21 protein-coding genes are annotated in these 25273 nt (G+C 46.7%); 3 read left to right on the forward strand and 18 right to left on the reverse strand.

The genetic code is table 11. From position 1 onward, the window contains the following. Positions 1-281: 281 nt before the first annotated feature. The 18 genes from R50912_RS26270 to lonB all read right to left on the reverse strand — a co-directional run bounded on the left by R50912_RS26270 (position 282) and on the right by lonB (position 22177). Positions 282-1184, reverse strand: coding sequence for an ATP-grasp fold amidoligase family protein (locus tag R50912_RS26270; RefSeq protein ID WP_052416705.1), 903 nt, complete (start codon positions 1182-1184; stop codon positions 282-284). 27 nt (positions 1185-1211) lie between these two features. Next, on the reverse strand, positions 1212-2219 hold the full coding sequence (locus R50912_RS26275; RefSeq protein WP_042238963.1) for an NAD-dependent epimerase: 1008 nt from the start codon (positions 2217-2219) through the stop codon (positions 1212-1214). Between the two features lie 2 nt (positions 2220-2221). Beyond that, the gene (locus R50912_RS26280) at positions 2222-3544 is read right to left on the reverse strand and encodes a UDP-glucose dehydrogenase family protein (RefSeq protein ID WP_042238965.1); all 1323 of its coding nucleotides are present in this window, start codon (positions 3542-3544) and stop codon (positions 2222-2224) included. A 25-nt stretch (positions 3545-3569) separates the two neighbouring features. Then, positions 3570-4679 (reverse strand): glycosyltransferase family 4 protein, encoded by a 1110-nt coding sequence (locus R50912_RS26285; RefSeq protein WP_042238968.1) that lies wholly within the window; start codon positions 4677-4679, stop codon positions 3570-3572. A gap of 16 nt (positions 4680-4695) precedes the next feature. Beyond that, entirely contained in the window at positions 4696-5559 is an 864-nt protein-coding gene (locus R50912_RS26290) for an NAD-dependent epimerase/dehydratase family protein (protein ID WP_042238970.1), read from the reverse strand. A 1-nt stretch (position 5560) separates the two neighbouring features. Further along, positions 5561-6175: a sugar transferase gene (locus R50912_RS26295; RefSeq protein WP_442950492.1), complete on the reverse strand. Its 615-nt coding sequence runs from the start codon at positions 6173-6175 to the stop codon at positions 5561-5563. A 122-nt stretch (positions 6176-6297) separates the two neighbouring features. Continuing rightward, positions 6298-7311, reverse strand: a complete 1014-nt coding sequence (locus R50912_RS26300) for a stalk domain-containing protein (RefSeq protein WP_231637924.1) — start codon at positions 7309-7311, stop codon at positions 6298-6300. An 11-nt stretch (positions 7312-7322) separates the two neighbouring features. Beyond that, positions 7323-8000: a hypothetical protein gene (locus tag R50912_RS26305; protein ID WP_042238977.1), complete on the reverse strand. Its 678-nt coding sequence runs from the start codon at positions 7998-8000 to the stop codon at positions 7323-7325. Positions 8001-8023: 23 nt separating this feature from the next. After that, entirely contained in the window at positions 8024-9856 is a 1833-nt protein-coding gene (locus R50912_RS26310) for a polysaccharide biosynthesis protein (protein WP_042238979.1), read from the reverse strand. Positions 9857-9899: 43 nt separating this feature from the next. Beyond that, positions 9900-10586 (reverse strand): CpsD/CapB family tyrosine-protein kinase, encoded by a 687-nt coding sequence (locus R50912_RS26315; RefSeq protein WP_042238983.1) that lies wholly within the window; start codon positions 10584-10586, stop codon positions 9900-9902. Then, entirely contained in the window at positions 10567-11343 is a 777-nt protein-coding gene (locus R50912_RS26320) for a YveK family protein (RefSeq protein WP_081956666.1), read from the reverse strand. Before R50912_RS26320 ends, R50912_RS26315 begins: the two co-directional genes overlap by 20 nt. 98 nt (positions 11344-11441) lie before the next feature. Further along, positions 11442-13442: an S-layer homology domain-containing protein gene (locus tag R50912_RS26325; protein WP_042238985.1), complete on the reverse strand. Its 2001-nt coding sequence runs from the start codon at positions 13440-13442 to the stop codon at positions 11442-11444. An 86-nt stretch (positions 13443-13528) separates the two neighbouring features. After that, positions 13529-14311, reverse strand: a complete 783-nt coding sequence (locus R50912_RS26330; protein ID WP_042238988.1) for a tyrosine-protein phosphatase — start codon at positions 14309-14311, stop codon at positions 13529-13531. A gap of 100 nt (positions 14312-14411) precedes the next feature. Then, on the reverse strand, positions 14412-14999 hold the full coding sequence (locus R50912_RS26335) for a hypothetical protein (RefSeq protein ID WP_042238991.1): 588 nt from the start codon (positions 14997-14999) through the stop codon (positions 14412-14414). A 28-nt stretch (positions 15000-15027) separates the two neighbouring features. Continuing rightward, positions 15028-15693, reverse strand: coding sequence for a ribosome biogenesis GTP-binding protein YihA/YsxC (gene yihA / locus R50912_RS26340; protein WP_042238993.1), 666 nt, complete (start codon positions 15691-15693; stop codon positions 15028-15030). A 12-nt stretch (positions 15694-15705) separates the two neighbouring features. After that, positions 15706-18099: an endopeptidase La gene (gene lon / locus R50912_RS26345; protein WP_042238996.1), complete on the reverse strand. Its 2394-nt coding sequence runs from the start codon at positions 18097-18099 to the stop codon at positions 15706-15708. Between the two features lie 969 nt (positions 18100-19068). Continuing rightward, positions 19069-20184: an IS110 family RNA-guided transposase gene (locus R50912_RS26350; RefSeq protein ID WP_042237381.1), complete on the reverse strand. Its 1116-nt coding sequence runs from the start codon at positions 20182-20184 to the stop codon at positions 19069-19071. A gap of 283 nt (positions 20185-20467) precedes the next feature. Continuing rightward, the gene (gene lonB, locus R50912_RS26355; RefSeq protein ID WP_042238998.1) at positions 20468-22177 is read right to left on the reverse strand and encodes an ATP-dependent protease LonB; all 1710 of its coding nucleotides are present in this window, start codon (positions 22175-22177) and stop codon (positions 20468-20470) included. A 174-nt stretch (positions 22178-22351) separates the two neighbouring features. On the opposite strand from lonB, the gene R50912_RS26360 reads away from it, so the two are divergent. The 3 genes from R50912_RS26360 to R50912_RS26370 are packed head-to-tail and all read left to right on the forward strand — an operon-like array spanning position 22352 to position 25272. Beyond that, entirely contained in the window at positions 22352-23815 is a 1464-nt protein-coding gene (locus tag R50912_RS26360) for a spore germination protein (RefSeq protein WP_042239000.1), read from the forward strand. A 42-nt stretch (positions 23816-23857) separates the two neighbouring features. Continuing rightward, on the forward strand, positions 23858-25066 hold the full coding sequence (locus tag R50912_RS26365) for a Ger(x)C family spore germination protein (RefSeq protein ID WP_042239002.1): 1209 nt from the start codon (positions 23858-23860) through the stop codon (positions 25064-25066). After that, complete coding sequence (locus R50912_RS26370) at positions 25063-25272, forward strand: hypothetical protein (protein WP_042239004.1); 210 nt, start codon at positions 25063-25065, stop codon at positions 25270-25272. Before R50912_RS26365 ends, R50912_RS26370 begins: the two co-directional genes overlap by 4 nt. The last annotated feature ends 1 nt before the right edge of the window (position 25273 follow it).

The raw sequence follows: 25273 nt of genomic DNA on the forward strand, positions 1-25273 counted from the left end.
TTCCATAAAAGATGTTCGCTTGATTGAAATAATCTATCTAAAGAAGTAATCGTCTTCTTAATTAACCTCTAGGTCGTATGTTTTCAGTATGTGGACAATACCTTAATAATACTCACGTTGTAGAGATACTCTTTCCGAAATACCAAATTGAAACATTTTTTCTGGTTTCAGTTAAATAATTTATTATCTATATAGAGTGAATTTAAGAATCTAACTTGCAACATAGGCAAAACCTTTGGGTAGCCAGGGGTTAATCTATCAGCTTGCCATCATTCTTAAGATTAACTTATTATATTAGGAAGAATAAATTTTTCACCCATAATAAAATCAAAATCATCTGGTTCAAAAGAAGTATATCCACTTGCATTATAAAAGGTGAATTCCCCAAATATTATCTTTCCATCAATATTATAAAAATCAACCCTAACATGGGGGAATTCCTTAGATAAATCTTCAGCAATTTCAATCATTTTTTCAAAATTCCGTGGCTTTTCTAACTTCTCCAAAATTTCACTATAATCCGTCCTTCTAACTTCAATTTTATTAAATGCCAAATCATAAAAACCAAGTTTCCCCTTACTGTGATCATCAATATAATCTATCATTGTATACAAACAAAATACTTTTCCATTAAAACAAAAAAATTTATAATCGGGCAAGTCATTATTCGAATCTCTATCAATTAACTTTTCAATAGTTATTTTAGGTTTTATATTGTGATAGCACCATTCCCTTCCGTAGGAGCCTTTAGCTCGTTCCATCCAATTCTTTAATTGTTTTCTAACTGCCGACTCATCCATTAAGCTCTTGTCATTTATAAAGATATTGGTCCCTGATGAATTATTAACTTTTATTGCAAATTTATGAGGTAAGGAGTCAAAATTAATTTCGTCTACAGAGTTATAAACCCCATATAATTCATTCAGAATACCTTCATACCCTTTTTTATTCAGATATTGTCTTACAGCATACTTATCCGAGCATTGAGTGAGGAGTGGGTGACGGTAGTATAATTTATACCACTGTAACTTTTCAGTGTAGCGTTTTGGATTTTTTAAATTTAATTTTCGACCCGTTTTTATTCGGTATTGCAATCGAATAATAGGTTTGTCGGGAATGAAATTAAACATATTTATTATTTTCAACCTAAGACTTTTATTTTTTATAATCTTTTTATAATTCAACTCATGGCACCTTCTTCTTATTTATCATTAATGCATCTCTTCTTTGCTTTGTATTTGATACCAGTGGACAAACTTTTCTATTCCCTCCTGAATACATGTAACTGGTGTAAACCCCACATCTGTAATTAAATCACTAACATCTGCGTATGTTTGATATACATCACCAGGCTGCATAGAATGGTATTCCTTAATCGCCTTTTTACCAACAGCTTTTTCTATTGCTTCAATAAAATCCAGTAGTTTTTCCGGTTTGTTATTTCCTATGTTGTATATTTTGTAGGGAAGTGTCATATTCAATGCAGGAGAATTATTAATCAAACGAACAATTCCATCAATAATATCATCGATATAGGTAAAATCACGATACATATCGCCATTATTAAATACCTTTATCGGTTTACCTTCTATAATTGATTTAGTAAAGGAGTAATAAGCCATATCTGGTCTTCCATATGGTCCATATACTGTGAAGAAGCGTAGACCAGTAGTTGCGATGTTGAATAGATGGCTATATGTATGCGCCATAAGCTCACTGGATTTCTTAGTAGCAGCGTACAAACTCACTGGATTGTCTACCTTATCTTCAGTTGAGAATGGAATTTTTGTATTTGAGCCATATACAGAACTTGAAGAAGCATATAGCAAATGCTCTACTTGATGATGTCTGCATAATTCTAGAATATTCAAAAAACCAACAATATTAGATTGAACATAAGTGTCTGGATTTTCTAAACTGTACCTCACACCTGCCTGCGCCGCCAAATTTATGACGACATTTATTTCGGTATTCATGAACATCTCTTCAAGATATTGTTTATCAACTAAGTCAGCCTTATGAAATGTAAAATTATCAAATTTATCTAATAAGCTTAAACGGCTATGTTTGAGATTGACATCGTAATAGTCATTTAAATTGTCTAATCCAACAACCTTGCAGCCCAGTTCCAGTAGTTTCAAAGATAAGTGCATCCCAATAAATCCGGCTGCACCTGTTACTAAATATGTTTTTGTAGTGTCTACAGGTTTTAATTGCATATTCAAACCCCTACTCCATAGTATTTAAATCCTTTATCTAACATTAGTTCTTTGTTATAAATATTCCTAAGGTCAAAGAAGAAGTCACCAGTATTTAACTTTTTTATTTTCTCAAACTCAAGATTTCTGAACTCATTCCACTCGGTAAGTAGAACTATTGCATCTGTATTTACAATAGCTTCATAAGTAGACTCACACCATTCAAGATTAGATTCGATATCTTTTAATCTCCATGCGCCTTCTTTTCTGCCCTCAGGATCATACACTTTAAGTTTTGCTCCCAATTTAACTAGTTCCGGTAAAATCACAAGGGAAGGCGCATCTCTCATATCATCCGTATTCGGTTTAAAAGTTACCCCTAAAACAGCAATCGTTTTACCTTCCACTGTCCCCATAGCAGTTACAATTTTTTCAACCATTTTCTTCTTTTGTCTTTCATTTGCTTGAACAGTAGTTTCAATTAAAGAAATTGGCTCTCCACAATCCTGAGCAATTCGGGCTAATGCCAATGTATCTTTCGGAAAACAACTTCCTCCATACCCTGGACCTGCATGTAGAAACTTAGGAGATATACGACCATCTTGTCCCATAGCTTTCGCTACTTTTTGAACATCTGCTCCTACCTTTTCACACACATTGGCGACTTCATTAATAAAGGTAATCTTCATCGCAAGAAATGCATTAGAGGCATATTTAATCATTTCAGCAGTTTCAATATTTGTTTCTACAAATGGCGTCTCATTAATATATAGCACCCTGTATACTTCTTTCATAATTTCAAAGGCACGGTCACTCTCAGCACCAATTACTACTCGATCTGGATGAGTGAAATCTTGGACTGCGGATCCTTCCCGAAGAAATTCAGGATTAGAAACAATGTCAAAATGGAATTCAGCACCTCTTTGGTCAAGGGTATCTTGAATCATTTTCTTAACCTTTTGGCCTGTACCAATGGGAACTGTCGATTTATCAACAACAACTTTATATCCATTCATATAAGTCGCTATACTCTTACCTACTGAAAGAACATATTGGAGATCGGCGCTACCGTCATCTGCCGGAGGAGTACCCACTGCAATAAATATAACATCATTAGTTTCAACTGCCTTTTTAATATCCGTCGTAAAATTAAGACGTTTATTCTCATAATTCTTTTTAACAATTATATCAAGGCCCGGTTCAAAAATAGGGATAATTCCATTTTTCAAATTTCCAATTTTCGCTTGATCTATGTCAACACAAGTGATGGTATGCCCAAAATCAGAGAGAATGGCTCCTGATACTAGACCAACATACCCAGTTCCTACTACTGCAATTTTAGCCATTTTATACACTCCATATCATAAATAATTATTTACATATTTCTGTTATTTTGTTCAGATATGCACCTATCACAATATTTCTATCAAATTCCTTTTCCACTTTCAATCGAGACTCTCTACCCATTTGCACTTTCTCTACATATGATAAATTAATAAATCTCTCCATTTTACTTACTAAGTCATCAGTGTCTTTTGCTTTGAAAGTATATCCATTACTTCCCTCGTTAATAGTTTCTCTACAGCCTGGAATATCAGAAGCAATCAATGCACGACCTGTCGCAGCTGTCTCCAACAATACGTTTGATAGGCCTTCTCCACCATGAGAGGCTTGTATAATACAATGCGATTGTTCTATAAAGGGTTTAACATCTGATTGATATCCACAATAAGTTATGTATCCTTGTTCACAGTATTCTTTAATCATATCGTTGTAGTGTGGATGGGTTGTTTCAATGAATCCTATTACATTAAGTAATGTTTTTGGATACTTTCTCTTTATTATTTTTGATGCTTCTAGATATTGATCTATCCCTTTATCCTTCATAATTCTACCAATAAAAATAAAGGTCGTATCCTGTTCTTCCTGAGGAAAAGGTTTATTCATAAATTCATTTAAGTTTACCCCTGAACCTGGGATTAACTCGTGGTTGCTTCTAATAACTCCACTTTTTAGCAATGTATTGCGATCTTCAGTATTTTGAAAGAATACGCAATATGATTTTTTCAGACTCACTTTGTAAAGTAGAGACAGGAAGTTTTTCAGCATAGAATTATGTCCAAAACCGCTTCCTAGTCCAGTGATATTATTTATACATGGAATTTTCAATAACCTACAAGCTATCCCGCCATAAAGATTTGGTTTTATTGTATAGGTTAGTACAACATCCGGCTTGATTGTCTTAAGAATCTTCATATAATGAAGTATCAATTTTAGATCCGCAAAGGGATTAGTACCTCTTCTATCTACTTTTGTCTCAATGAACTTACAGCCCCAACTAACCATAGTATCTACTTTTTCATCATATGGTAAAGAGATATGAACCTCGTAATCTTGCCTTAAAAGCTCTTGTATTAATTCTTTTCGAAAATTGTATATTACGAATCCATGATTACCTAATAACAGAATTTTTTTCTTCATCAAATTCTCCACCTAATTACATGCTTATTTTTATAGATTCTTCAAAATCCACTATACAATAATCAAACGGTGGAATAAGCGCCTGATCGTAAGTTTTATTTCCAAATATTTTATTAACAAAGTTTATTTTACTAGACATTATTTTTAATGTTGGATTGAAAACTTTCACTAGTCTTACTTTTTTATTCATTGTGGAAGCCATAATATTGATAATTTCTGTTGTGCAAACATACTCTTTATTTTGCGGGAAAAATACTCCTGCTAATTCTTTTTCGATTATAATTCTTAGAAATTCACATAGATTACTGACAAAGATCATACTTCTTTGATTTCGGATGTCTGGAAATACAGGCAGTTTCCCAGCTAACAGTTTCAATCTAGGAAAATTCCCTTTACAATTTGGTCCATATACCATAGGTATTCTTACAGAAACCGCTTTGAAGTGAGCACTATTCAGCTTTTGAATAGCGTTGTCTGCTTCAAGCTTGCTTTTCCCATAAAAATCTATAGGATTAGGGACCGTATGCTGAGAAATTATTTTATCCACACCAATCTTGCCATCTGGACCGTAAATTATCATACTACTCATAAAAATAAACTGTTTCACATTATCCCGCTTCGCCTTGTTAGCAACTTCTATCGTCAAATCACGATTAACTTTATAGTACTGTGATTCCATAGAAGGATCAGTAGATACATGTGCTATACCAGCTACGTGCATTACAACATCATAGACCGAGAAATCTCGCTGTTTCCATTCCTCGCCCCTGACCGAAAGCTCTTCTACATCATAATGTTCAGGCCACTGCTCCGCCCATTTCATGAAGCTAGTCCCAACGTAGCTGCCTTTACCAGTAATCAAGATCCTTTTCTTGTTCATCTTATAAAGTAACTCCTTTGGTGTTAGATGCTACTTCCTGTTCACTTGTACCTTCTCTTATACCCTCAGACTTTAGGACACTTGTTAAGGTTCTCAAGAAAACCTTGAGATCAAATATGAAGGTAATACTTGTAGCATACTCCCCATCAAGCTTAGCCTTCACTTCAATAGGCAGCTCATCTCTGCCATTAATCTGCGCCCACCCTGTAAGTCCAGGCTTGATATCATTCGCCCCATATTTATCACGCTCAGCAATCAGATCGTATTGATTCCACAACGCCGGACGAGGGCCTACTATACTCATGTCTCCCTTAAGAATATTAATAATCTGAGGAAGCTCATCCAAGCTTGTCTTCCTAAGGAATTTGCCCACTTTCGTAATGAAGAAGTCAGGGTCTTGAAGCAGATGTGTAGGCATATCACTTGGTGTATCTATACGCATCGTTCTGAACTTGAGGATATAGAACTCTTCCTTATTCCTGCCTAAGCGCTTTTGACGGAAAAGAATAGGACCTTTAGAAGTAGACTTGATCACAATCGCAATAATCAAGAAAAAAGGCCATAACAGGAGCATTCCAATTAGAGCCAATACGAAATCTAAAGTTTGTTTAATCATAATATACGGTTTCATACACTCACCATGTCCTTAGGATACTTTGGTTCACAGCTATCATTTGCATGAACTGTACAACTATAGCTGTGAACCATGTTTCTAATATTGATGATTCCCTGAAGTTGTTAATTTGCCATAGCTTCAGCTGCTGCTTCACCAGCTTTAAGAGTTGCTTCAAAAGCGTCCTTATACTGCTGAATAATATCTGTACTATATCCATTATTGTTTAGTTTCTGTTCAGCATCAGCGATTATATTATTAAATGAAGCTGTAAATGAAGCTAGTTGCTGTTTACCTTTAGCTTTGATACTTTGTTTGGCTGCATCATCGGTAGCACTCAAATATTCAAAGGCAATGCCCATCAATGTGGATTGACTTTGAGACTGTAGTGCGTTCAGCTTAGCTTCTGTTTCACTGGTAATAGACTCATAGGATACCTTACCCGTACCTGTTCCCGCCGATCCTGAACCCGTTCCACCCGCTCCAGTTGCATCAGTATTTGTCGGTGTAGCACTAGCAGATGGATTCGATCCATTACTGTTTGAATTCCCGTTAGTAACTTTCTCTTCATAGTCTTTAGTATTAGCAGCTATTGTCTTAGTTTTCTGATTCCAGCTAATGGAATTCCCTACAGATTCCGATAAAAATCTTAAGGGTACATACAATGATCCGTTTAGAATATAACTGGATTGTCCCTTAGTCAAAGCCTTAGTGCCACCATTAAATACATAACTTGCATTTACATTAGTTAAGCTAAGATTCTTTGCTGTAAAAGCAGCATCATTACTGGCATTCATCAAGTATTCCTTAATGATTACCAATTCCGAACTGCTAGGATCTGCCACAGTTACCTTAAGATTCTTGGCATCCCAGCTTACACTCTTCTGCAGTGCATATGACATGAACCGTAGAGGAACATAGGTAGTGTTATTGTACATAAACACATACTGTCCTGCTGGGGGCTGCAGAGCCACACCATCAAAGAGCATTGTCACATCTACATTCTGTACTTTGATAGAATTCGAAGCCTTTGCAGTCGCTATAGAAGTAGCAGCTGAAGCCGATATAGGCGCCGATGCTGTTAATGGTGCTGATCCTATTAACGCTACTGTCAGTAGAGCTGCTGCGGGAATTTTCACCTTAAACAAGATCATTCACTTCCTTTTTCTTGTGCTTTGAGCTGTTCTTCTTCAGCAAGTATTTGATCACGTGTCTTGCCTTGACTGACACCGTATTTCTTGGCTACTTGTGAGAGTTCGTTATATTGTTCCTCTGAGACTTTCCCAAGAATAATACTGCGGGCTTCCCGCTTTTCATCTATGGTTAGGCCACCCTTAGCCAACTCTTGAAGTCTCTTGATATCAGATACGCTTAGTTGTCCAGCCACAATAGCCGCAACATTCGCCTTATCCTTCACCGTTACACTATCTTGAATTTCTTTAGCTTTATCCTTAGAAACTTGTGCGGTATATCCATCCTTAGAATCCGTATTCTTATCTGCCACTGGGGCTGGAGTAGTTGCTGGCTTAGTGGTACTGACAGCCGTTTGTTCTCCGGCAGCAGTAGGAGCTGGTGTGCTGTCTGGTGAACTTGTTGATGCTTGATCAACTGAAGCTGCCGGTTCCGCAGTCGGATCACTCTCCGCCACCACAGGCTCAACAACCTGTCCCTGCGGCACACTGGCTGTATCATCCGCTTCCACATCAAACCCATCAGACATAGAGTTCATCAGCTTATCGACAGCATAATTGGCAGCGAATAATCCGCCAACGCCCAACACCACGATGACCGACAGCGTCCAGATCAATACTTTCTTCCATCTTTTCACTTCAGGTACCTCCGTATCTCTAATTAGCTAATCGCCGCCTGAATCACCGGCTGCATCGGCACGATCTGATTAATCACTTCACGAATGGCTTCTCCGTCTTCAGCGATAACACGTTCTAAGCGTTTGAACTCTAGCTCCATTTGACTCTGGCTTATCACATTAGGTCTGCCAATGAAGATCCGGTCATGCTGAGTGGAACTCAGGTTCTCTTCATCTGTCAGCAGCTCTTCATATAGCTTCTCGCCTTCACGAATGCCCGAGAAGGTGATATCGATATCCTTATACGGTTCATAGCCAGACAGTGTAATCAAGTCCTCGGCAAGCGTCAGGATCTTGACCGGTGCCCCCATGTCGAGTACGAATACTTCTCCACCGTTCGCGAAGGAACCGGATTGAATCACCAGTTGAACCGCCTCGGGAATGGTCATGAAGTACCGGACCATCTCAGGATGCGTTACCGTGACCGGTCCACCGGCAGCAATCTGTTGCTTGAAGGCCGGTATTACACTTCCACGGCTGCCTAGCACATTACCGAAACGCACTGCCGAGAACTTGGTTGGACTATTTACGTTAAGACTCTGAACATACATCTCAGCGATTCGCTTCGTTGCACCCATGACACTGGTAGGATTAACCGCCTTGTCCGATGAGATCAGCACGAAACGTTCTGCACCGTATTTGTCAGCACAATCAGCTACATTACGTGTGCCGAAAACGTTGTTCTTAATCGCCTCCGAAGGATTGCGCTCCATCAGAGGAACGTGCTTATGTGCTGCCGCATGAAAGACAACCTGCGGCTTGTGGCTCTGGAATATATCCATCAGCCTTGCACGGTCTTGAACGTCGGCAATGATTGTAACGATATTCAGATAAGGGAAGCTCTTACGCAGCTCCATCTCTATGGTATAGATACTGTTCTCCCCATGCCCCAGGATCAACAGCTTGTCCGGTGCAAACGGAGAGATCTGGCGGCATAGCTCTGATCCGATAGAACCGCCTGCTCCCGTAATAAGTACGGTCTTGTTATGGACATAACCCAGAATACTATTCATATCTGCTACGATAGGCTCACGGCCCAGCAGATCTTCAACACTGACATCCCGCAGCTTCTTAACAGAGATCTTACCTGCGATCAGATCATTGAGTGCAGGTATAATCTTCAGCTTCGCGCCTGTAGCCTTAGCCAGATTAATGATCTCGGATATTTCTGTTCTGGAGACGGAAGGCATCGCAATGATAATCTCATGAATCTCCCGTTCCTTCACAATTCTCGGAATATCATAACGGTTGCCAAGCACAGGAATTCCCAATATAGACAGATGATATTTATCTGGACTATCATCTATGAATCCCACTAGCCGTGTATGAGCGAAAGAAGCCCCCCTCATTTCTCTGGCAATCAATATGCCGCAATCTCCAGCTCCCACAATAAGTGTGTGAGTCTCCGTATCCTTATTGTTGATCCGGTCATTACGGAACACTCTCCAGAAGAAGCGTGTGCCCCCTACCAGTAGCAGAATCGTCTCCATCGACCGGACTTCTATACTGAGCGGCACGCGCTGCGGCAGGATAACAAAAGCTACTGCGTATGAGAGTATGGCTCCTACTACAATAGCCTTAAGAACAGATATAATCTCGCCTATGCTGGCATACTGCCACATTCTGCGGTATAACCCGAAATAGACCAGGCTTCCTCCAATAGCGACCGTTGAGATCAGCCCGTACACCACCATCTGCATAACATATTCCTGAGGAATATGGTTATAGAAACGGAACAGGTAGGAAGTCACGATACTGAACCAAATAATCGCAATATCGATCAGAAACAGTACCAACACTCTGGTTTTCGCTGTCATTTTTAGTGCCTCCAAAAATAACAATTTTCTTCAATAAGGAAACTTAATTGCCATAATAGTAATAATAATAGCCTTCGCTGGCTTTACGCTTCACATTGTTCAGCACTACGCCCAGCATTCTTGCTCCAACTCGGTCCAGACCTGCCTTTGCCTTAACGGCAATATCCCTCTTCACCTTGCCATAACTCACGACCATAATGACACCATCGCTCTTGGAGGCCACAATCTGCGCATCTGTAACTGCCAACAGTGGCGGTGTATCGATTAGAATAACATCATACAGCTGGCGCAGCTCTTGCAGGACCGCACTCATACGGTTGGAAGCCATCATCTCTGCCGGATTTGGCGGAATCGGCCCGGATGTCATCAGCGCAAGGTTATTCACACCGGATTCTTGAATGACTTCAGACAAATCCGCCTGCTGGGATAATAATGAAGACAAGCCATAACGGTTACTAAGAGAAAAGGTCTTGTGTGCGGTAGGCTTACGCAAGTCACCGTCGATGAGCAGCACCTTCTTATCCGCTTGAGCATACGCAGCGGCAAGGTTAGCTGTCACTGTAGACTTCCCTTCCTCCGGCCCGGAAGAAGTGACCATAATAATCTGAATCCGTTCATCTACCGAAGAGAAATCAATATTCGTGCGCAGTGCCCGGAAAGCTTCAGATACAGGTGAGCGCGGGTTCGTCACGGTAATCAGATGGCGTTGTTTATTTGGCTGCTGTGACATGTTCGAGTTCCCCCGCCTTTCTGGTCTGCGTCTGTACTTGCTGTTCCGTAGTCTTCGTTTCTTCTTGTCCAAGCCGCGTAATCATGGCGATCGTTGGCAGTCCAAGGTATTTCTTAATGTCATCTTCTGTCTTCAGCGTATCATCTAAGTATTCCAGCAAGAAGGCAATTCCCAGACCGATCATCAAGGATACAATGAAGGCAATCGCGAGGTTCATCACCACATTCGGTTCTACCGGTCCTGGAGCAACCGGGGGATTAAGCTTAGCTTCATTGAGGATGGACACATTCTGCACATTGAACAGGCTCGGAATCTCCTGCTTGAACACAAGTGATATAGCATTCACGATTTCCGCGGCTCTCTGGTATGAATTATCTCGAACGACAAGTGTCATCACCTGCGTATTGTTTACAGAGCTAACATTAACCTTCTTCAGCATTTCCTCCGCTGTAATAGCGAATTGCGGGTAGTCCTTGGCCACAACATCGAGGATTGCCGGTGTCTTAATAATTTCCTTGTACGTATTAATCAGCTGAATATTCGTATTAATCTGGTTCAGATCCAGCTGCCCTACTGTAGATTGGGTAGGTGTCTGATTAACGATAATCTTCGTTGAAGCCTCATACACCGGATTCTTGATGTATAAGCTGTAGACCCCGGCAAGTACACATGCCACGATAACAATACTAACAATCATCCACAGTCTCTTCCTGACAATCTGGAAATAATCGCGCAGATCCAATTCTTGTGCTGACAAGTGAATTTCCCTCCAAGCTGTTTCTGTAATATACCTTCACTTAAAAAAGCGCCCCCTCTCTAATAGACGAGAGGAGGCTCTCCACACTTACTATTTACTTACTTGAAGTTGATTGTACGGTAGATAATAACTGCTGCTTCTGCACGAGTAGCAGTGTTGTTAGGGCTAAACTTGCCTGCGTTGCCGATAACCAGGTTATTGCTGGCGGCGAAGGCCACTCCGTCTCTTAGCGATGCGCTGATCTTAGCGGCATCGGAGAATTTGCTAAGTGCACTTGCACTTGTAGTTGCCTTAGGGTTAATGGACTTGATCGCACGGGAGATCATAGTCGCCATTTCTGCACGGGTAATGGTTGCGTTAGGATCGAACTTAGCCGCGCTGCGTCCGGTAATGATCCCCTTCTCAGCAGCTACAGCTACGTATGGAGCGTACCAGGAAGTGGAGCTCACATCGCCGAAGCTCTGCTTAGCGGAGTTGTTCTCCAGGTTCAGTGCACGAATCAGCATCTTGGCGAATTCAGCACGGGTCACATTGCTCTTCGGAGCAAAGTTGCCGTTACCGACACCTTCGATTGCGCCCTTGGCAGCTACAACGGCAATTTGTCTTCCTGCCCAAGCCTGTACACTTGCAATGTCTTTGAAGCTTACTTTGTTCTCTACTACTGCGTAGGAAGAGAAAGTGTCACGTGGTTCTACGATATAGTCACCGTCTACAACACCGCCCTGGAACTGCAACGCGCCGTATACAACCTTAGCCACGGAGAGCAATTCTTTGTCAAGGCCAGTTGCATTCTTCAGTGGCAGCTTAATAGTGATTGGCTGCTGGAAGGTTGTTGTTGCCACGCCGCCTACCGTCAGATCAAATTCATATACGCTGGATGCCAGCTTCAGGCTGGAAATCGAAGTCACTGTAGAATCAGCAATTGTGGATGCTGTAAGTGTAATAGCTTCACTGAATTGACCTACTGGAATCGTTACGGTCAAGCCGTTGAAAGTAATTGCGATGTTAGCAATACCTTTAGCCTTGGCAGCTTCGATGATTGCTTTGGACAATGGCACTTCAACAGTTGCAGCATTCACTGTACCCAGGTTCAGGGTGAGTGTAAGACCTGTCTTACCGGCATTCGCAGCAACCAGGGCATCAAATGCCTTCAGTACGTCAGCATCAACCAGCTTCAAGGTAGCTTTATCTCCAACAATAGTTACCAGCTTGGATACATCATACAGGCCTGGTGTAGCTGTAGGGTTGGTAACCGGAGTTGTTACTACAGTTCCACCGCCACCACTCCCGCCGCTTCCACCATCACTGCCACTGAAGCCGTAAGCTTTGATATAAGCAGTAGCAAGGGCTTTCACTGCAGGCTTCGCTGTTGGAAGCATTGTATTCAGGTTCTTCAAGCTGAGCTTCACATCAGCAGGAGTAATATCAAGATTGTATACTACCTGGCTAACTGTAAGGGCCCCCGCACCTGTTCTGTGGTTAAGCACCGTTGTAATTGCATCGTCGAGCAAAGCATCCTGGCTTGTGGAATTAGCGATAATATCCAGCAATTGAGCACTTGTCTTGCTGCTGACCAATTTGCGGAGCTCTGCTTCCACACCATTGTCACCCAGCAGGAATTCAATCAGATCGTCAAATGTAAGCTCAGCCACGCCAGCTTTGGCTGCGATTCTGTTGAGCAGGTCCACATTGTCCACATCATAACGGATAGCCTTGATCTCCGCAAAATCGTTAGCATATACATCATAAACTACACTGGATACGCTCTTAAATGCTTTATGGGCAGTTGCAACATCATTAACATCCAATTCAAGCTTGTCCAGTACTGGCTTAAAGATAGCTTTGAAAGTCGAAAGGTCAATGTTGCCTGCTTCTAATTCATAAGCCAGAAGCTTTTGCTTGTCTGCTGGAGTAAGCTGAGCATAAATCTTCTCAACTTTTGTCTTCGCATCTGCGTGGGTAACCGCTGCCGCAGAAGCCGTACCTACGATCCCAAGATGCTGGGCCAGGCCTTTACTGCTGAACGGGAATCCGGCAACGGATGCCGCCGCCATACTTACTGCTAGTGTTGATACTGCCAATTTTTTCTTCAAACTCACTTGTCATCCACCTCATTGTATGTATTTTTATAAATATTATAGCTTTAATCCAGTAATACCCATTCTACCATTAAAAACTAGGGAGGTCATCCCTTACGAGAGAAAAATCCGAACAATCTATGAAGTTTGCTCCCGGATTGAACAGGATTAACTCGAATAATCTCCTCATTGGCAACAATTCTACGCGAATTGTGTAGAAAAAAGTCGAATGTCTCGTTTCCCAAATGTCTCTTCACGACTTCGTAAGCCTCGCTTAAACCGAACGGACGATTACTAGAATCATGCGCATCTGAAGCAATCACATGTATAGTCCCCCGCCGGCACAAGTCTAGTGACAGCTTCTGCAGCTTACTTCCGAACGTTCCGGCAAGACTCTGCGCCGTCAGCTGTCCGAGTGCCCCCAATTCGGTTAGCCGCTCCAGCTTGGACGGATTCTCGGCGACCTCGGCATTCCGCTCCGGATGGGCAATCACCGGTACATAACCTTGGATAATCAGCTCATGGCAGGTCTCTTCCATATTACGCGGCACCCGCGAAGAGGGCATCTCCAGCAGAATGTATCTGGAACCGGCAAGCGTCAGCAGTTGTCCCTTCTCGAGATCATCCAGCAGATCCCCGTAGATACGAATCTCCTGTCCGGGCAGTACCTGAAGCGGATTGCCAGCCTCCTGGAGCTTCATGTTCAGCAGCCGCACGGCTGCTTCAATATCTGGAGCCGGATTCATATAGACTCCGTTCGCATGATGCGGCGTAGCAACTACAGTTGTAATACCATCGTTATGGGCGTCTTGCGCCATGGCGAGAGCGGCGTCAACATCAGCGGCTCCGTCATCTATGAAGGGTAGAATGTGGCTATGGATATCTATCATACGTAGTTTATCGGTCCTTTCGTAAAAGATATGTATAGTTTTCGCAAAAAAATACAACCATTTCACTAGGAAATGATTGCTAATTTAATACTAGTTATCACTAAGCTTCTAACTGAAACAGCCGATAAGTTGCCCTCTTAAGCTGTTCATCTACTTCACGGATGTCCGCTACCTGCTGATAAGTATTGCGGAGATCCAGCAACCTATTAATCTTCCGGCGCTCCTGCTCTATCTCCTGCTCTACCGTCTGCAGCTTGTAAATAGACATCATCTCTACCAATGAATATTTATGCTGATAGATCAGCTTGGTGCCGCCGGGTCTCACTTCCGAGATCCGGCGCACCGAGCCACCCTCATAGTAATACATCATGGTTAATTCCTTATAAATCCGGTTCACGGTTCCCGTGCCCTTATACATGAAGAAGAGCTTGCGGACCGCATTGATCAGATGAGGATTCACTACCCTGCAGGACAAGGAACCAATATAAATGCCGCCTTTGCGTTCAAAAGACAGATGTACCTCCTCGCCCCCGGCCTCTTCCAGTACAATCTCCTGTTCACCTGCGCCAAGGATCTTCACGCGGTGACTGATATAGCTGGTATCGGCAGTAAGCAGAAACTGGTTCAGCTGAAATTCGGTCATTTGCATTGTTGCATTCACATATTCCATAGCCAGACGCTGAGCCATAACCATCCCTCAATTCTATGACAAACCCTTAACTCTCAGAAGAGTCTTCGTGCTGTGGTTCATCCCCGGAATCCTGATCGTCCGGTTCTGCCGGAGGTTCTTCTTCGGTAGGAAGAGTATGTCTATCGATAAGTTCCCATAGTTCGTCTTTGCCAAGTCCAATCTCTGATGAATAGGCAATGAAATTATCACCCGGCAGCACACCGAGCTCCTGCTTCATCACTTTGATATGCTTCGGCCAGCGGGTCTTCGGAATCTTATCCGCCTTGGTTGCCACTACACAGAGCGGCAGATCATAATGCTTCAGCCAGTCGAACATCATCTTGTCATTACCGGTTGGCGGATGACGAAGGTCTACAACGAGCAGGACCATCTTCAGCGTTTCACGCTCGGACATATATTTCTCAACCATTTTGCCCCAGGAGGCGCGCTGTGTCTTGGAGACCTTGGCGTAGCCGTAACCCGGAAAGTCGACGAAATACATACTTTCATTAATACGATAATAGTTCATATGCTGCGTCTTACCCGGTGTAGAACTGGTGCGGGCGAGATTCTTGCGGTTAATCATTCGGTTAATCAGAGAGGACTTCCCTACATTGGAGCGCCCTGCCAGAGCAATCTCCGGCAAGGCATCCTCAGGGTACTGATCAGGGCCCACGGCACTGATCACAAATTCGGCATTGTTAACTTTCATAGGACTTCCTTTCTAATGCACACTACTAGGCGCTTCAATACTTATTTCTGTATCCTTATCTGTGTCTCTGCCGCTGACGGCGCCGTGATCCACAAGTGCATGCTTCAGCACCTGATCCATATGGGATACCGGCACAAACTCCACATCGTTCAGGACACTCTCGGGAATATCCTTAAGGTCACGCTCGTTGTCCTTAGGGATGAGGATCTTCTTATAGCCTGCACGGTGGGCAGCCAGCGACTTCTCCTTGAGGCCCCCGATCGGCAGCACACGCCCGCGCAGCGTAATCTCGCCGGTCATCGCCACAGTCTTCGAGACATAACGTTTCGTCAGGGCGGAGATCAGGGCTGTTGCAATCGTAATCCCTGCGGACGGACCGTCTTTGGGGATCGCACCTTCGGGAATATGGATATGAATATCGTTCTTCTCATGGAAATCCGGTGCCAGTCCCAGCTCCTCCGCCTTAGAGCGGGTATAGCTGAAGGCGGCCTGCGCCGACTCCTTCATGACATCGCCTAGTTGTCCGGTCAGCGTCAGCTTGCCCGTACCCTGCACAACTGTTACTTCGATCAGCAGCGTATCGCCGCCAACCTCGGTCCAGGCCAGTCCGGTCACGGTACCAATCTGATCCTCCAGCTCCGCCATTCCATAGCGGTACTTGGAGGCGCCCAGATAATCCTTGATCTCTTCCGGAAGAATGCTTACGCGTTCCTTCTCTTCCGAGACAATCTGCTTAGCGGCTTTGCGGCATAGGGCAGCAATCTGCTGTTCCAGGTTCCGCACCCCGGATTCCCGGGTGTACTCGCGCACAATCTTCAGCAGCGTATCGTCCTCAATGGACAGCTGTTCCTCTTCCAGCCCATGATTCTTGCGCTGCTTCGGCAGCAGATAGCGGCTGGCAATCTGCAGCTTCTCCAGCTCCGTATAGCCCGGAATGAACAGCATCTCCATCCGGTCCAGTAATGGACGCGGAATATTATGCACGGCATTCGCTGTCGTTACGAACATGACATTCGAGAGATCGAACGGCAGCTCTACGAAGTGATCGCTGAACGTATTGTTCTGTTCAGGGTCAAGCACCTCCAGCAGAGCCGCCGACGGATCGCCGCGGAAGTCCGCTGCCATCTTGTCGATCTCATCCAGCAGGAAGACCGGGTTGATGCTGCCCGCAGTCTTCATCCCCTGGATAATGCGCCCCGGCATCGCCCCGACATAGGTACGGCGGTGACCCCGGATCTCCGCTTCATCCCGAACGCCGCCCAGCGAGATACGGACGAACTTACGGTTCAGCGAGCGGGCGATGGAGCGGGCGAGCGATGTTTTACCAACGCCCGGAGGACCTACCAGACACAGAATCGGCCCCTTCAGACTCTTGACCAGCTTCTGTACAGCCAGGTATTCCAGTACGCGTTCCTTCGGCTTCTCCAGACCGTAGTGGTCTGCATCCAGCACCTGCTCCGCCTTCTTGATATCCAGATCGTCTTCGGTCGATTCGCTCCACGGCAGACCCAGCAGCCAATCCACATAGTTGCGGATGACGCTGCCTTCAGCCGAGCTTGCCGGCATCTTCTCCAGGCGGTCGATTTCTTTCTCGATCTTCTCCTGCACACGCTCCGGCAGCTTCTTCTCTTCCATCTGGGCGCGCAGCTCATCTGCTTCGCCTGCCCGGCCTTCCTTCTCGCCAAGCTCCTTCTGGATCGCTTTCATCTGTTCGCGGAGGTAATACTCCTTCTGGGTCTTCTCCATCTGCTTCTTCACGCGCTGGCTGATCTTGCGTTCCAGCTCCAGTACTTCACGCTCATTATTGAGGATATCGAGCAGCTTCTCCAGACGTTTGCTGACGTCAATGGTCTCCAGAATCTCCTGCTTCTCCTTAATCTTAAGCGCCAAATGACTGGTGATCACATCGGCCAGCCGGCCCGGCTCCTCAATATCGGAGACAGCGGCCAGCGTCTCGGGAGTCACCTTTTTGGACAAGGTGATATAATGCTCGAACTGGCTCAGCACGGAACGCATCAGAGCATCGCTCTCTTGATCGACATCCTCCTGCTCCGGCAGCTCACGCGCCATCACCTCATAGTACTCCTCGTTGTCTGTATAATGAATAATCTCTGCCCGCTCCACGCCTTCGACCAGCACACGGATCGTGCCGTTGGGAAGCTTAAGCATCTGCCGTACATTCGCAACTGTACCCACCCGGTAAATATCTTCCCGACCCGGCTCCTCTATATTCACTTCCGACTGGGAGCAGAGAAGAATCAGGTTATCTTCAACCATAGCTTTTTCCAGTGCCCGGACGGACTTCTCGCGGCCTACATCTAAATGCAGAACCATGCTGGGATATACAAGAAGACCTCGGAGCGGTAATAAAGGAAAACGACGACCTTTGGATTTGCTTTGTATCATCGCTTTCGCACCTCCCATGGTTCATAAGTAGTGTCATATGCATTCATTCTAACAAAAGCGGCATGAAAACACCAACAAGCCTTGTGCCGCGGCAAATGCTGTGGCGCAGTCGTCTTTTAGTATTCGCTAAACTTAAGTGTACTATGCCGTTGCCCTTACTTAAAGGGTGCCTGGTTAATTAAAAGAAAAGAACGCCCGGCATGGACGTTCCCCGAATGTATTGTTATTTTGCACGATTAGCCCTAATTACGCATTTACACTTTGTGCCTTAAGATCCTGCCTTGTATGCAATGTCTTCATTGCCAATCTTGCGATCGGCTGCGCAACCAGCTGTTCAATCCAGAAGGCTATCCAATAACCGACAGTGAAACCGATCATACGGTAGCATTCAATAAAATATTCAGGAGAACCCTGGCATTAAATCCGTCGGCCACATGTTGGAAGGATCTTTGCTTGGACGGTGAATCAAGTACTTTACGGGGGGCCCCCAAGAGCTACATTCTGCGGACAAAAGGGGAGATGCCGCAGGGATACCAGCTGATGCCATAAGCAAGTGGATAAAGGTATCTTAATTTGTTGATTTCGGCGGATCGGGAGCAAGCAAGTGGAAAAACAACATTTAATTCGGATGATTTCTGCTACTTGGGTGAAATGCGATGATTTAAGTGCTGTTTATCCAACTGCTATGAACGAATTTGTCAATCCCCCTGTTTCTTCCCTTTTTAACAAAGGTTTTTTCAATCCCTTGGGCATGGAGACAACATGCGAGTCGTCGGCTGGCACACTGCTATCCGTGGGTTGGTTCCACATGTTAGGCCTACGTCGAAGGAGCTTCCCTAAACTATTGTCGCACGTCAAACCCATCCGGGTTTTGTGCAGTTGGATTTCGTGGATTCTCCTCGAACCTTTCTCGTTGTCTCCATGCCCCAAGGATTCATCCTTTGGGGACAGGCTTTTTCTTGTTCTATATTATGCGATTCCTGCTTCTGCCTTTACCGCAACACACCAAATGAATCCGACCAATTCCCGTCCCACCGCTGCGATCACCAAGTTTCGGTGTTTTCCCCGTTTGACCATCTGCACATATTTTTTGTGCAATCTCTCCTGCGCCTTCCATGACGTTTCCTGGACATGAGCACTTTGCCCTTCTAACCGCTTTTCTAAATCGCCTTTGACCGCCGGAAGGTAACGGTAACTCCAGGCCGATTCCACCAAAGCACGCCTTACGGAGGCATTTCCTGTTTTAGTCAGGCGGCCCCGTCTTGTCTTGGGTCCTGTAGAAGATTCCCGCGGAACCAGTCCCAGGTAACTCATCAGCTGCGCAGGCGAACGGAACCGCTCAAAATTCCCGATTTCAACGACGAGCGTCATGGCCGTGAGCAGGGCAATCCCCCGAAGACCCTGGAGCGCTTGAATCACAGAGGCGTACGGGCAGATTTCGGCTTCTTTCCGCATGGCCTCCTCTAGCCGTTTAATGCGCTCCTCCACCTCCCGCAACTGTTGTTGCATCTCGGTGAATACCCGTTCTTGCGCGGTATGCTCAAACGTCAAGGTAGAGAGCCACAGCCGGTATCGTTTCGTCCAGCGTTTTTTCATCCCTTCCGGGGTGTGGATCTGGTGCCGTAACAGAAAATGAACGAGGTGCTGCCGGGCCCGGTGCAGTTCTTCCCGAGCATTCTCCCGGGCTCGGATGAGATCCCGAAGAGCCTCGAGTTCCGGAGTGGGTACATGAATGGCCGTCAATTCTCCCGCACGGTGGAGCTGAGCGAGCCGCTCTGCATCCCGTCGGTCGGTTTTAATGGCATCGCCTGAACGCTGAGGAATACGTGAGGGGGCGATGACCGTGCAGGAAATTCCCATCTTGGTCAGCCAGCGATACAAATCATACCCGGTGGGTCCCGCCTCATAGCAGACTTCAAGAGTAACCTCCGGGCTTTTCAGTTTCCGAATGAGTCGTCCTACAGCATCTGGCGTATGGGCAATCGCTCCGTGATACCGTGCGGGGTCCCGTCCCTCGTCTGCAATCGCCACTGCAATTTTTTCTTTTGACACGTCCAAACCTACGTATTTTATGGTATTCTTCATAGTAACAGCTCCTTTCGCATTTAGCTCTGAAATGGTTGTCCTTACTCCCATTTTAACCTAAGGTGTGCGAACAGGGGCTGCCTTTCGTTCATCATAACTGCTGTTCTCGCCGGGTTCATTCGTTCCTTAGCAAGTGTAGAAAATCCATCTATTTCCGTAATACATAACGAACAAGCTGAAACAGCTCCGCCATTCTCCAAAGAACGGCACCGTTCCAGCAAGTTTCGCAAAAAAAGGTCCCCCAGTATATGATCTGAGGGACCTCCTTCATAATAGAATGCTGCTATCCCGGCATACTCTCCCCCGAAGCATCCGCCTTCAGCAGCGAAGGCGCCGAAGAGAAGGTCTCGCCCGATACGGCAGGCATTCGCACGTCTGCCGTATCCGCACCGAACAGGTGGCGGAAGACTTCTTCGACGGTGTCCATCGGGATGACCCGCAGGGGGCCGAGGTCGGCGAACAGCGACTGCCAGTTCTCCTTAGGAATCAGCACGGTGGTTGCCCCGGCCTGGAACGCGGCCTCGACCTTGGCGACCACGCCGCCAACCGGCTTCACACGGCCATGGATGCCGATCTCCCCGGTAATCGCTACCGTGTTATCCACCGGCAGCTGCCGGATGGCGGAGACGATAGCGACCGCCATGGCCACTCCGGCGGACGGGCCGTCAATCGGCGTGCCGCCGGGGAAGTTAATGTGCAGGTCGTAGTGGTCCGGCTCCAGCTTCATCGTACGCAGTACGGTCAGCACATTCTCGATGGAGCCTCTGGCCATACTCTTGCGCCGGGTTGTCCGTGAGCCGCCGCGCAGCTCCTCTTCATCAACCACACCGGTTATATTCAGTCTGCCTTGTCCATGGGCAGCAGGGGCAGCGGAGACCTCGATCTCCAGCAGCGTACCCATGCCCGGCCCGTAGACGGCAAGGCCGTTAACCAGCCCGATCTGCGGAGACGTTGGAATCTTCCGCTCCGTCCGCAGCGGCAGCTGGCTGCTGCTGGCTACCCATTCGACCTCTGCTGCGCTGAGGGTATCCCGCCCTTCCGTCAAGGCCAGTCCGGCGGCCAGCTGGATCATATTCACGGCCTCACGGCCGTTCGTGGCGTATTGCTGCACTACTTCTACAGCTTCGGGACTCGGCTTCAGCCCGATCTTCTGGACGGCATCCCTTCCGATCACCGCTATCTCCTCCGGCAGCAGGGGCCGGAAATAGATCTCCATACAGCGCGAACGCAGCGCAGGCGAGATTTCGTCCGGCGAACGTGTCGTTGCGCCCACCAGCCGGAAATCGGCGGGCAGGCCATTCTGGAAGATATCATGGATATACGCAGGCGTGTTGCTGTCCTCTGAATTATAGTAGGCACTCTCCAGCAGCACCTTGCGGTCCTCCAGCACCTTCAGCAGCTTGTTCATCTGAATCGGATGCAGCTCTCCGATCTCATCCAGGAACAGAATCCCGCCATGCGCCTTGGTTACCGCTCCGGGCTTAGGCTGCGGAACTCCGGCCACCCCCATGGCCCCCGCACCCTGATAGATTGGATCATGCACCGAGCCGATGAGCGGATCGGCAATTCCGCGCTCATCGAAGCGTGCGGTAGTGGCATCGATCTCGGTGAATTTGGCCTCACGCTTGAACGGGGACAGCGCGTTCTTCTTCGCTTCCTCCATAACCACACGCGCAGCGGCTGTCTTGCCCACACCGGGCGGGCCGTAGATAATGACATGCTGCGGATTGGCACTGCAGAGCGCGGCCTTGAGCGCGCGCAGCCCGTCCTTCTGTCCGACGATATCATCGATGGAGGCCGGACGTGTTTTTTCTGAGAGCGGCTTGGTCAGTGAGATCATCCGCATCTTGCGCAGCTTATCCAGCTCCTTGCGTGATTCCCGGTCTACCGCCGTCTTGTTGGTCTTCTGTCCCCGCAGCAGATTCCAAAAATAAACGCCGATGACCAGCGCGAAAAAGAGCTGCACGATCATCAGCAATATACTTAGTTGCATAGCACACCCTCCTATTTCCTTCCGTCTGCCTGTCCAGTATTTAACTACTACTAGGTAGTATAGCCGTTTCAATCATTCGTAAACGCTTGTGCCAAAAAAACAGAAGAGGTCCGCAGATTGCATACGATTTCCATTAAGGGAAACACTATACCGGATGAAAGGAGGCTGGCCCATATGACACAGCTGGAGCATGCAGGAGCACCACAGGAGAAGCTGCCGGAATCGTTGTCTCTTTTCCAGGAAGGGTTACAAGTCCGCCTGGGCAAAAGTACAGATATCATCTACCGGTTCATCAAGCTTGGCCCTTTGTCCGCTGTACTTGTATACATTGAGGGAATGGCTGATCCGCAGGGTCTCATCCAAGGGATTCACGAGGATGCCAGCCTGTTCCATGAATTGAAGGAGTTTACGCCGTTGACATGCCTCAAGCTGCTACAGGAACGGACGCTTACCTTGAGCAAGGTTGGAGAGATCAGCAACTATACAGAGGTTGAAACGGAAATTCTGGCGGGCAACACGATTCTCTTCATTGAAGGCAGCGTTACGGCGCTGTCTGCCGGTACAGAGGCTCTCAAGCAGCGTGCGGTGGAGGATGCGGTCTCCCAGTCGGTAGTCCGCGGGCCCCGAGAAGGCTTCACCGAATCCTTACGGGACAATACCGCTCTGGTCCGCAGGCGCATTCAGAACCCGAAGCTTCGAATCGAATCACGTAAGCTGGGGGAGCAGACCCAGACGAATATCGCGGTAATGTACATTGAAGGCAATGCTGATCCCGCAGTGCTTCAGGAGCTGCGCAGACGGCTGGATGATGCCAGGCTTGACAGCGTACTGGAGAGCAATTACATCGAGGAGATAATTCAAGACAAGCGGTATAGTCCTTTCCCTACCGTCTATAATACAGAGCGTCCGGATGTCACCGCATCGGCACTGCTGGAAGGGCGGATCGCCATTCTGGTGGAAGGGACCCCGTTCGTGCTCGTGGTTCCCGCGCTGCTGGTGCAATTCTTCCAGTCCAGCGAAGATTATTATCAGCGGAGCGACTTCGCCAGTCTGGTGCGGCTGCTCCGGTTCTGTTGTTTCGCTATTGCTCTGCTGACCCCTTCCTTCTACATCGCCATCACTACTTTTCATCAGGAGATGATCCCTACTACACTTCTGATCAGTCTGATCGGCCAGCGTGAGGGGATTCCTTTTCCGGCATTCCTTGAAGCGTTCATTATGGAGATTACCTTCGAGATTCTGCGCGAGGCCGGCATCCGGCTGCCCAAATCCATCGGCCAGTCCGTATCCATCGTCGGAACCCTGGTTATCGGTCAAGCTGCGGTTGATGCCGGACTGGTCTCGGCTGCCATGGTTATTGTAGTGTCCATAACAGCGATTGCCAATTTCGCACTGCCTGCCTTCAATGTCGGAATCTCTGTACGGATGCTGCGGTTTGTGCTGATGGCAATCGCCGCTTCCTTCGGCTTATACGGGATGATTATTGCGTTGATTATCCTGGGGCTGCATTTATGCAGCCTGGAATCTATGGGCGTTCCTTACATGACCTCGTTTGCGCCTTTCCGCTGGCAGAGCCAGAAGGATACCTTCATCCGCTTCTCGCGGCGCAGCATGAAGAAGTATTTCGGACGAAACTAGGATTTGCCGCCCGTGAATCTATAACGAAAGGAATGCTGCCTGATGCGGGGAAGACGCGCCTTAACCCTCCTCCTAATTCTATGTCTTACCTCTCTTACCGGATGCTGGAGCCGCAAAGAGTTAAATGATCTGGCGCTCGTCATGGCGCTCGGCGTTGATCTGCACCCGGAAGGGTATGAGGTATCTGTCCAGATTATGAATCCCAGCGAGACTGGCACCCAGAAGGGTGCCTCCTCCGGAAGTCTTCCCGTCGTCACCTACAAATCGGTGGGCCGAACGATCCCCGACGCGCTGCAGCGGATGCTGAGCATGACTCCCCGTATGCCGTATCTGGCCCATATTCGCATACTTGTGTTCGGGGAAGCGCTGGCCCGCGAAGGGGTCAGCGATGCACTGGACTTCATCTCACGGGATCATCAGCTGCGCAACGATTTCTATCTGCTGGTAGCCAAGAATATGAAAGCTTCGGATATCCTGGAGATCATCACACCCTTCGAGCATATTCCGGCGAATTCCTTGTATTCTTCAATTCTGGTCTCCCATAAGAACTGGGCAGCTACCGGAAAAGTCACACTCCAGCAATTCATTACCGAGCTTGAGCGCGGCGGATCGAATCCCATAATGTCAGGGGTCCAGCTGCTAGGAGATGTGAAGGATGGGGGTACGCCAGGGAATGTGCAGGGCATCCGTCCGAAGACCTTGATTCAGCATGCCGGGATCGCCATGTTCAAAAAGGACAAGCTTGTCGGGTGGCTGGATGAAACGCTTAGCAAGAGTGTAAATTATGTGCTGGCTGACGTGAATACAACCGCCGGAAGTGTAACCATCCCCGGCGGAGGTACCGTAGGCTTCACCGTGTCACGGGCAGATAGCTCAGTGGACATCAGGCTTGATGATCAGGGCAGACCTGAATTCCTCATTAAGCTCAAAATCGAAGCCGATCTGACAACGGTGGAGGGTACGCTTGATCTCAATAAGCCGTCCAGTATCCAGGCTATCGAGGAGGCTCTGGTGAACAAATATAACATAAAGATGTCCAGTGATATCCGGACAATCCAGCAGCAATATAATACGGATATCTTCGGCTTCGGGGAAGCGCTGCACCGGCAGTATCCCCATCTCTGGAAGGAATACCGCAGGCATTGGGAGGACAGCTTCAAAACCGTCAAAATCGATGTTCACTCCAAGGTTACAGTCCGGCGTATCGGCTCTATCATACAGCCACTCAAAGGGGAGCTTGATGAGAAATGAACTGGAATCTGCTGTTACTCTTCTTCCTGCTGTTTGTACTATTCCTGAAGACACCCGGCATTCTTAAGCTGCACTCTGTGCGCGATGCCGCTGCATTCTATGGAACCTGGACGCTATCCGTCATGGTTACTCTCGCGGATTGGGCAGATTGGCCTCAGCTTAGGCCGCTAGACTGGGTGCGCAGCGTTATGGAGCTGATGTCCTGAA

The organism is Paenibacillus sp. FSL R5-0912 (assembly GCF_000758605.1).
Lineage (GTDB): Bacteria > Bacillota > Bacilli > Paenibacillales > Paenibacillaceae > Paenibacillus_AQ.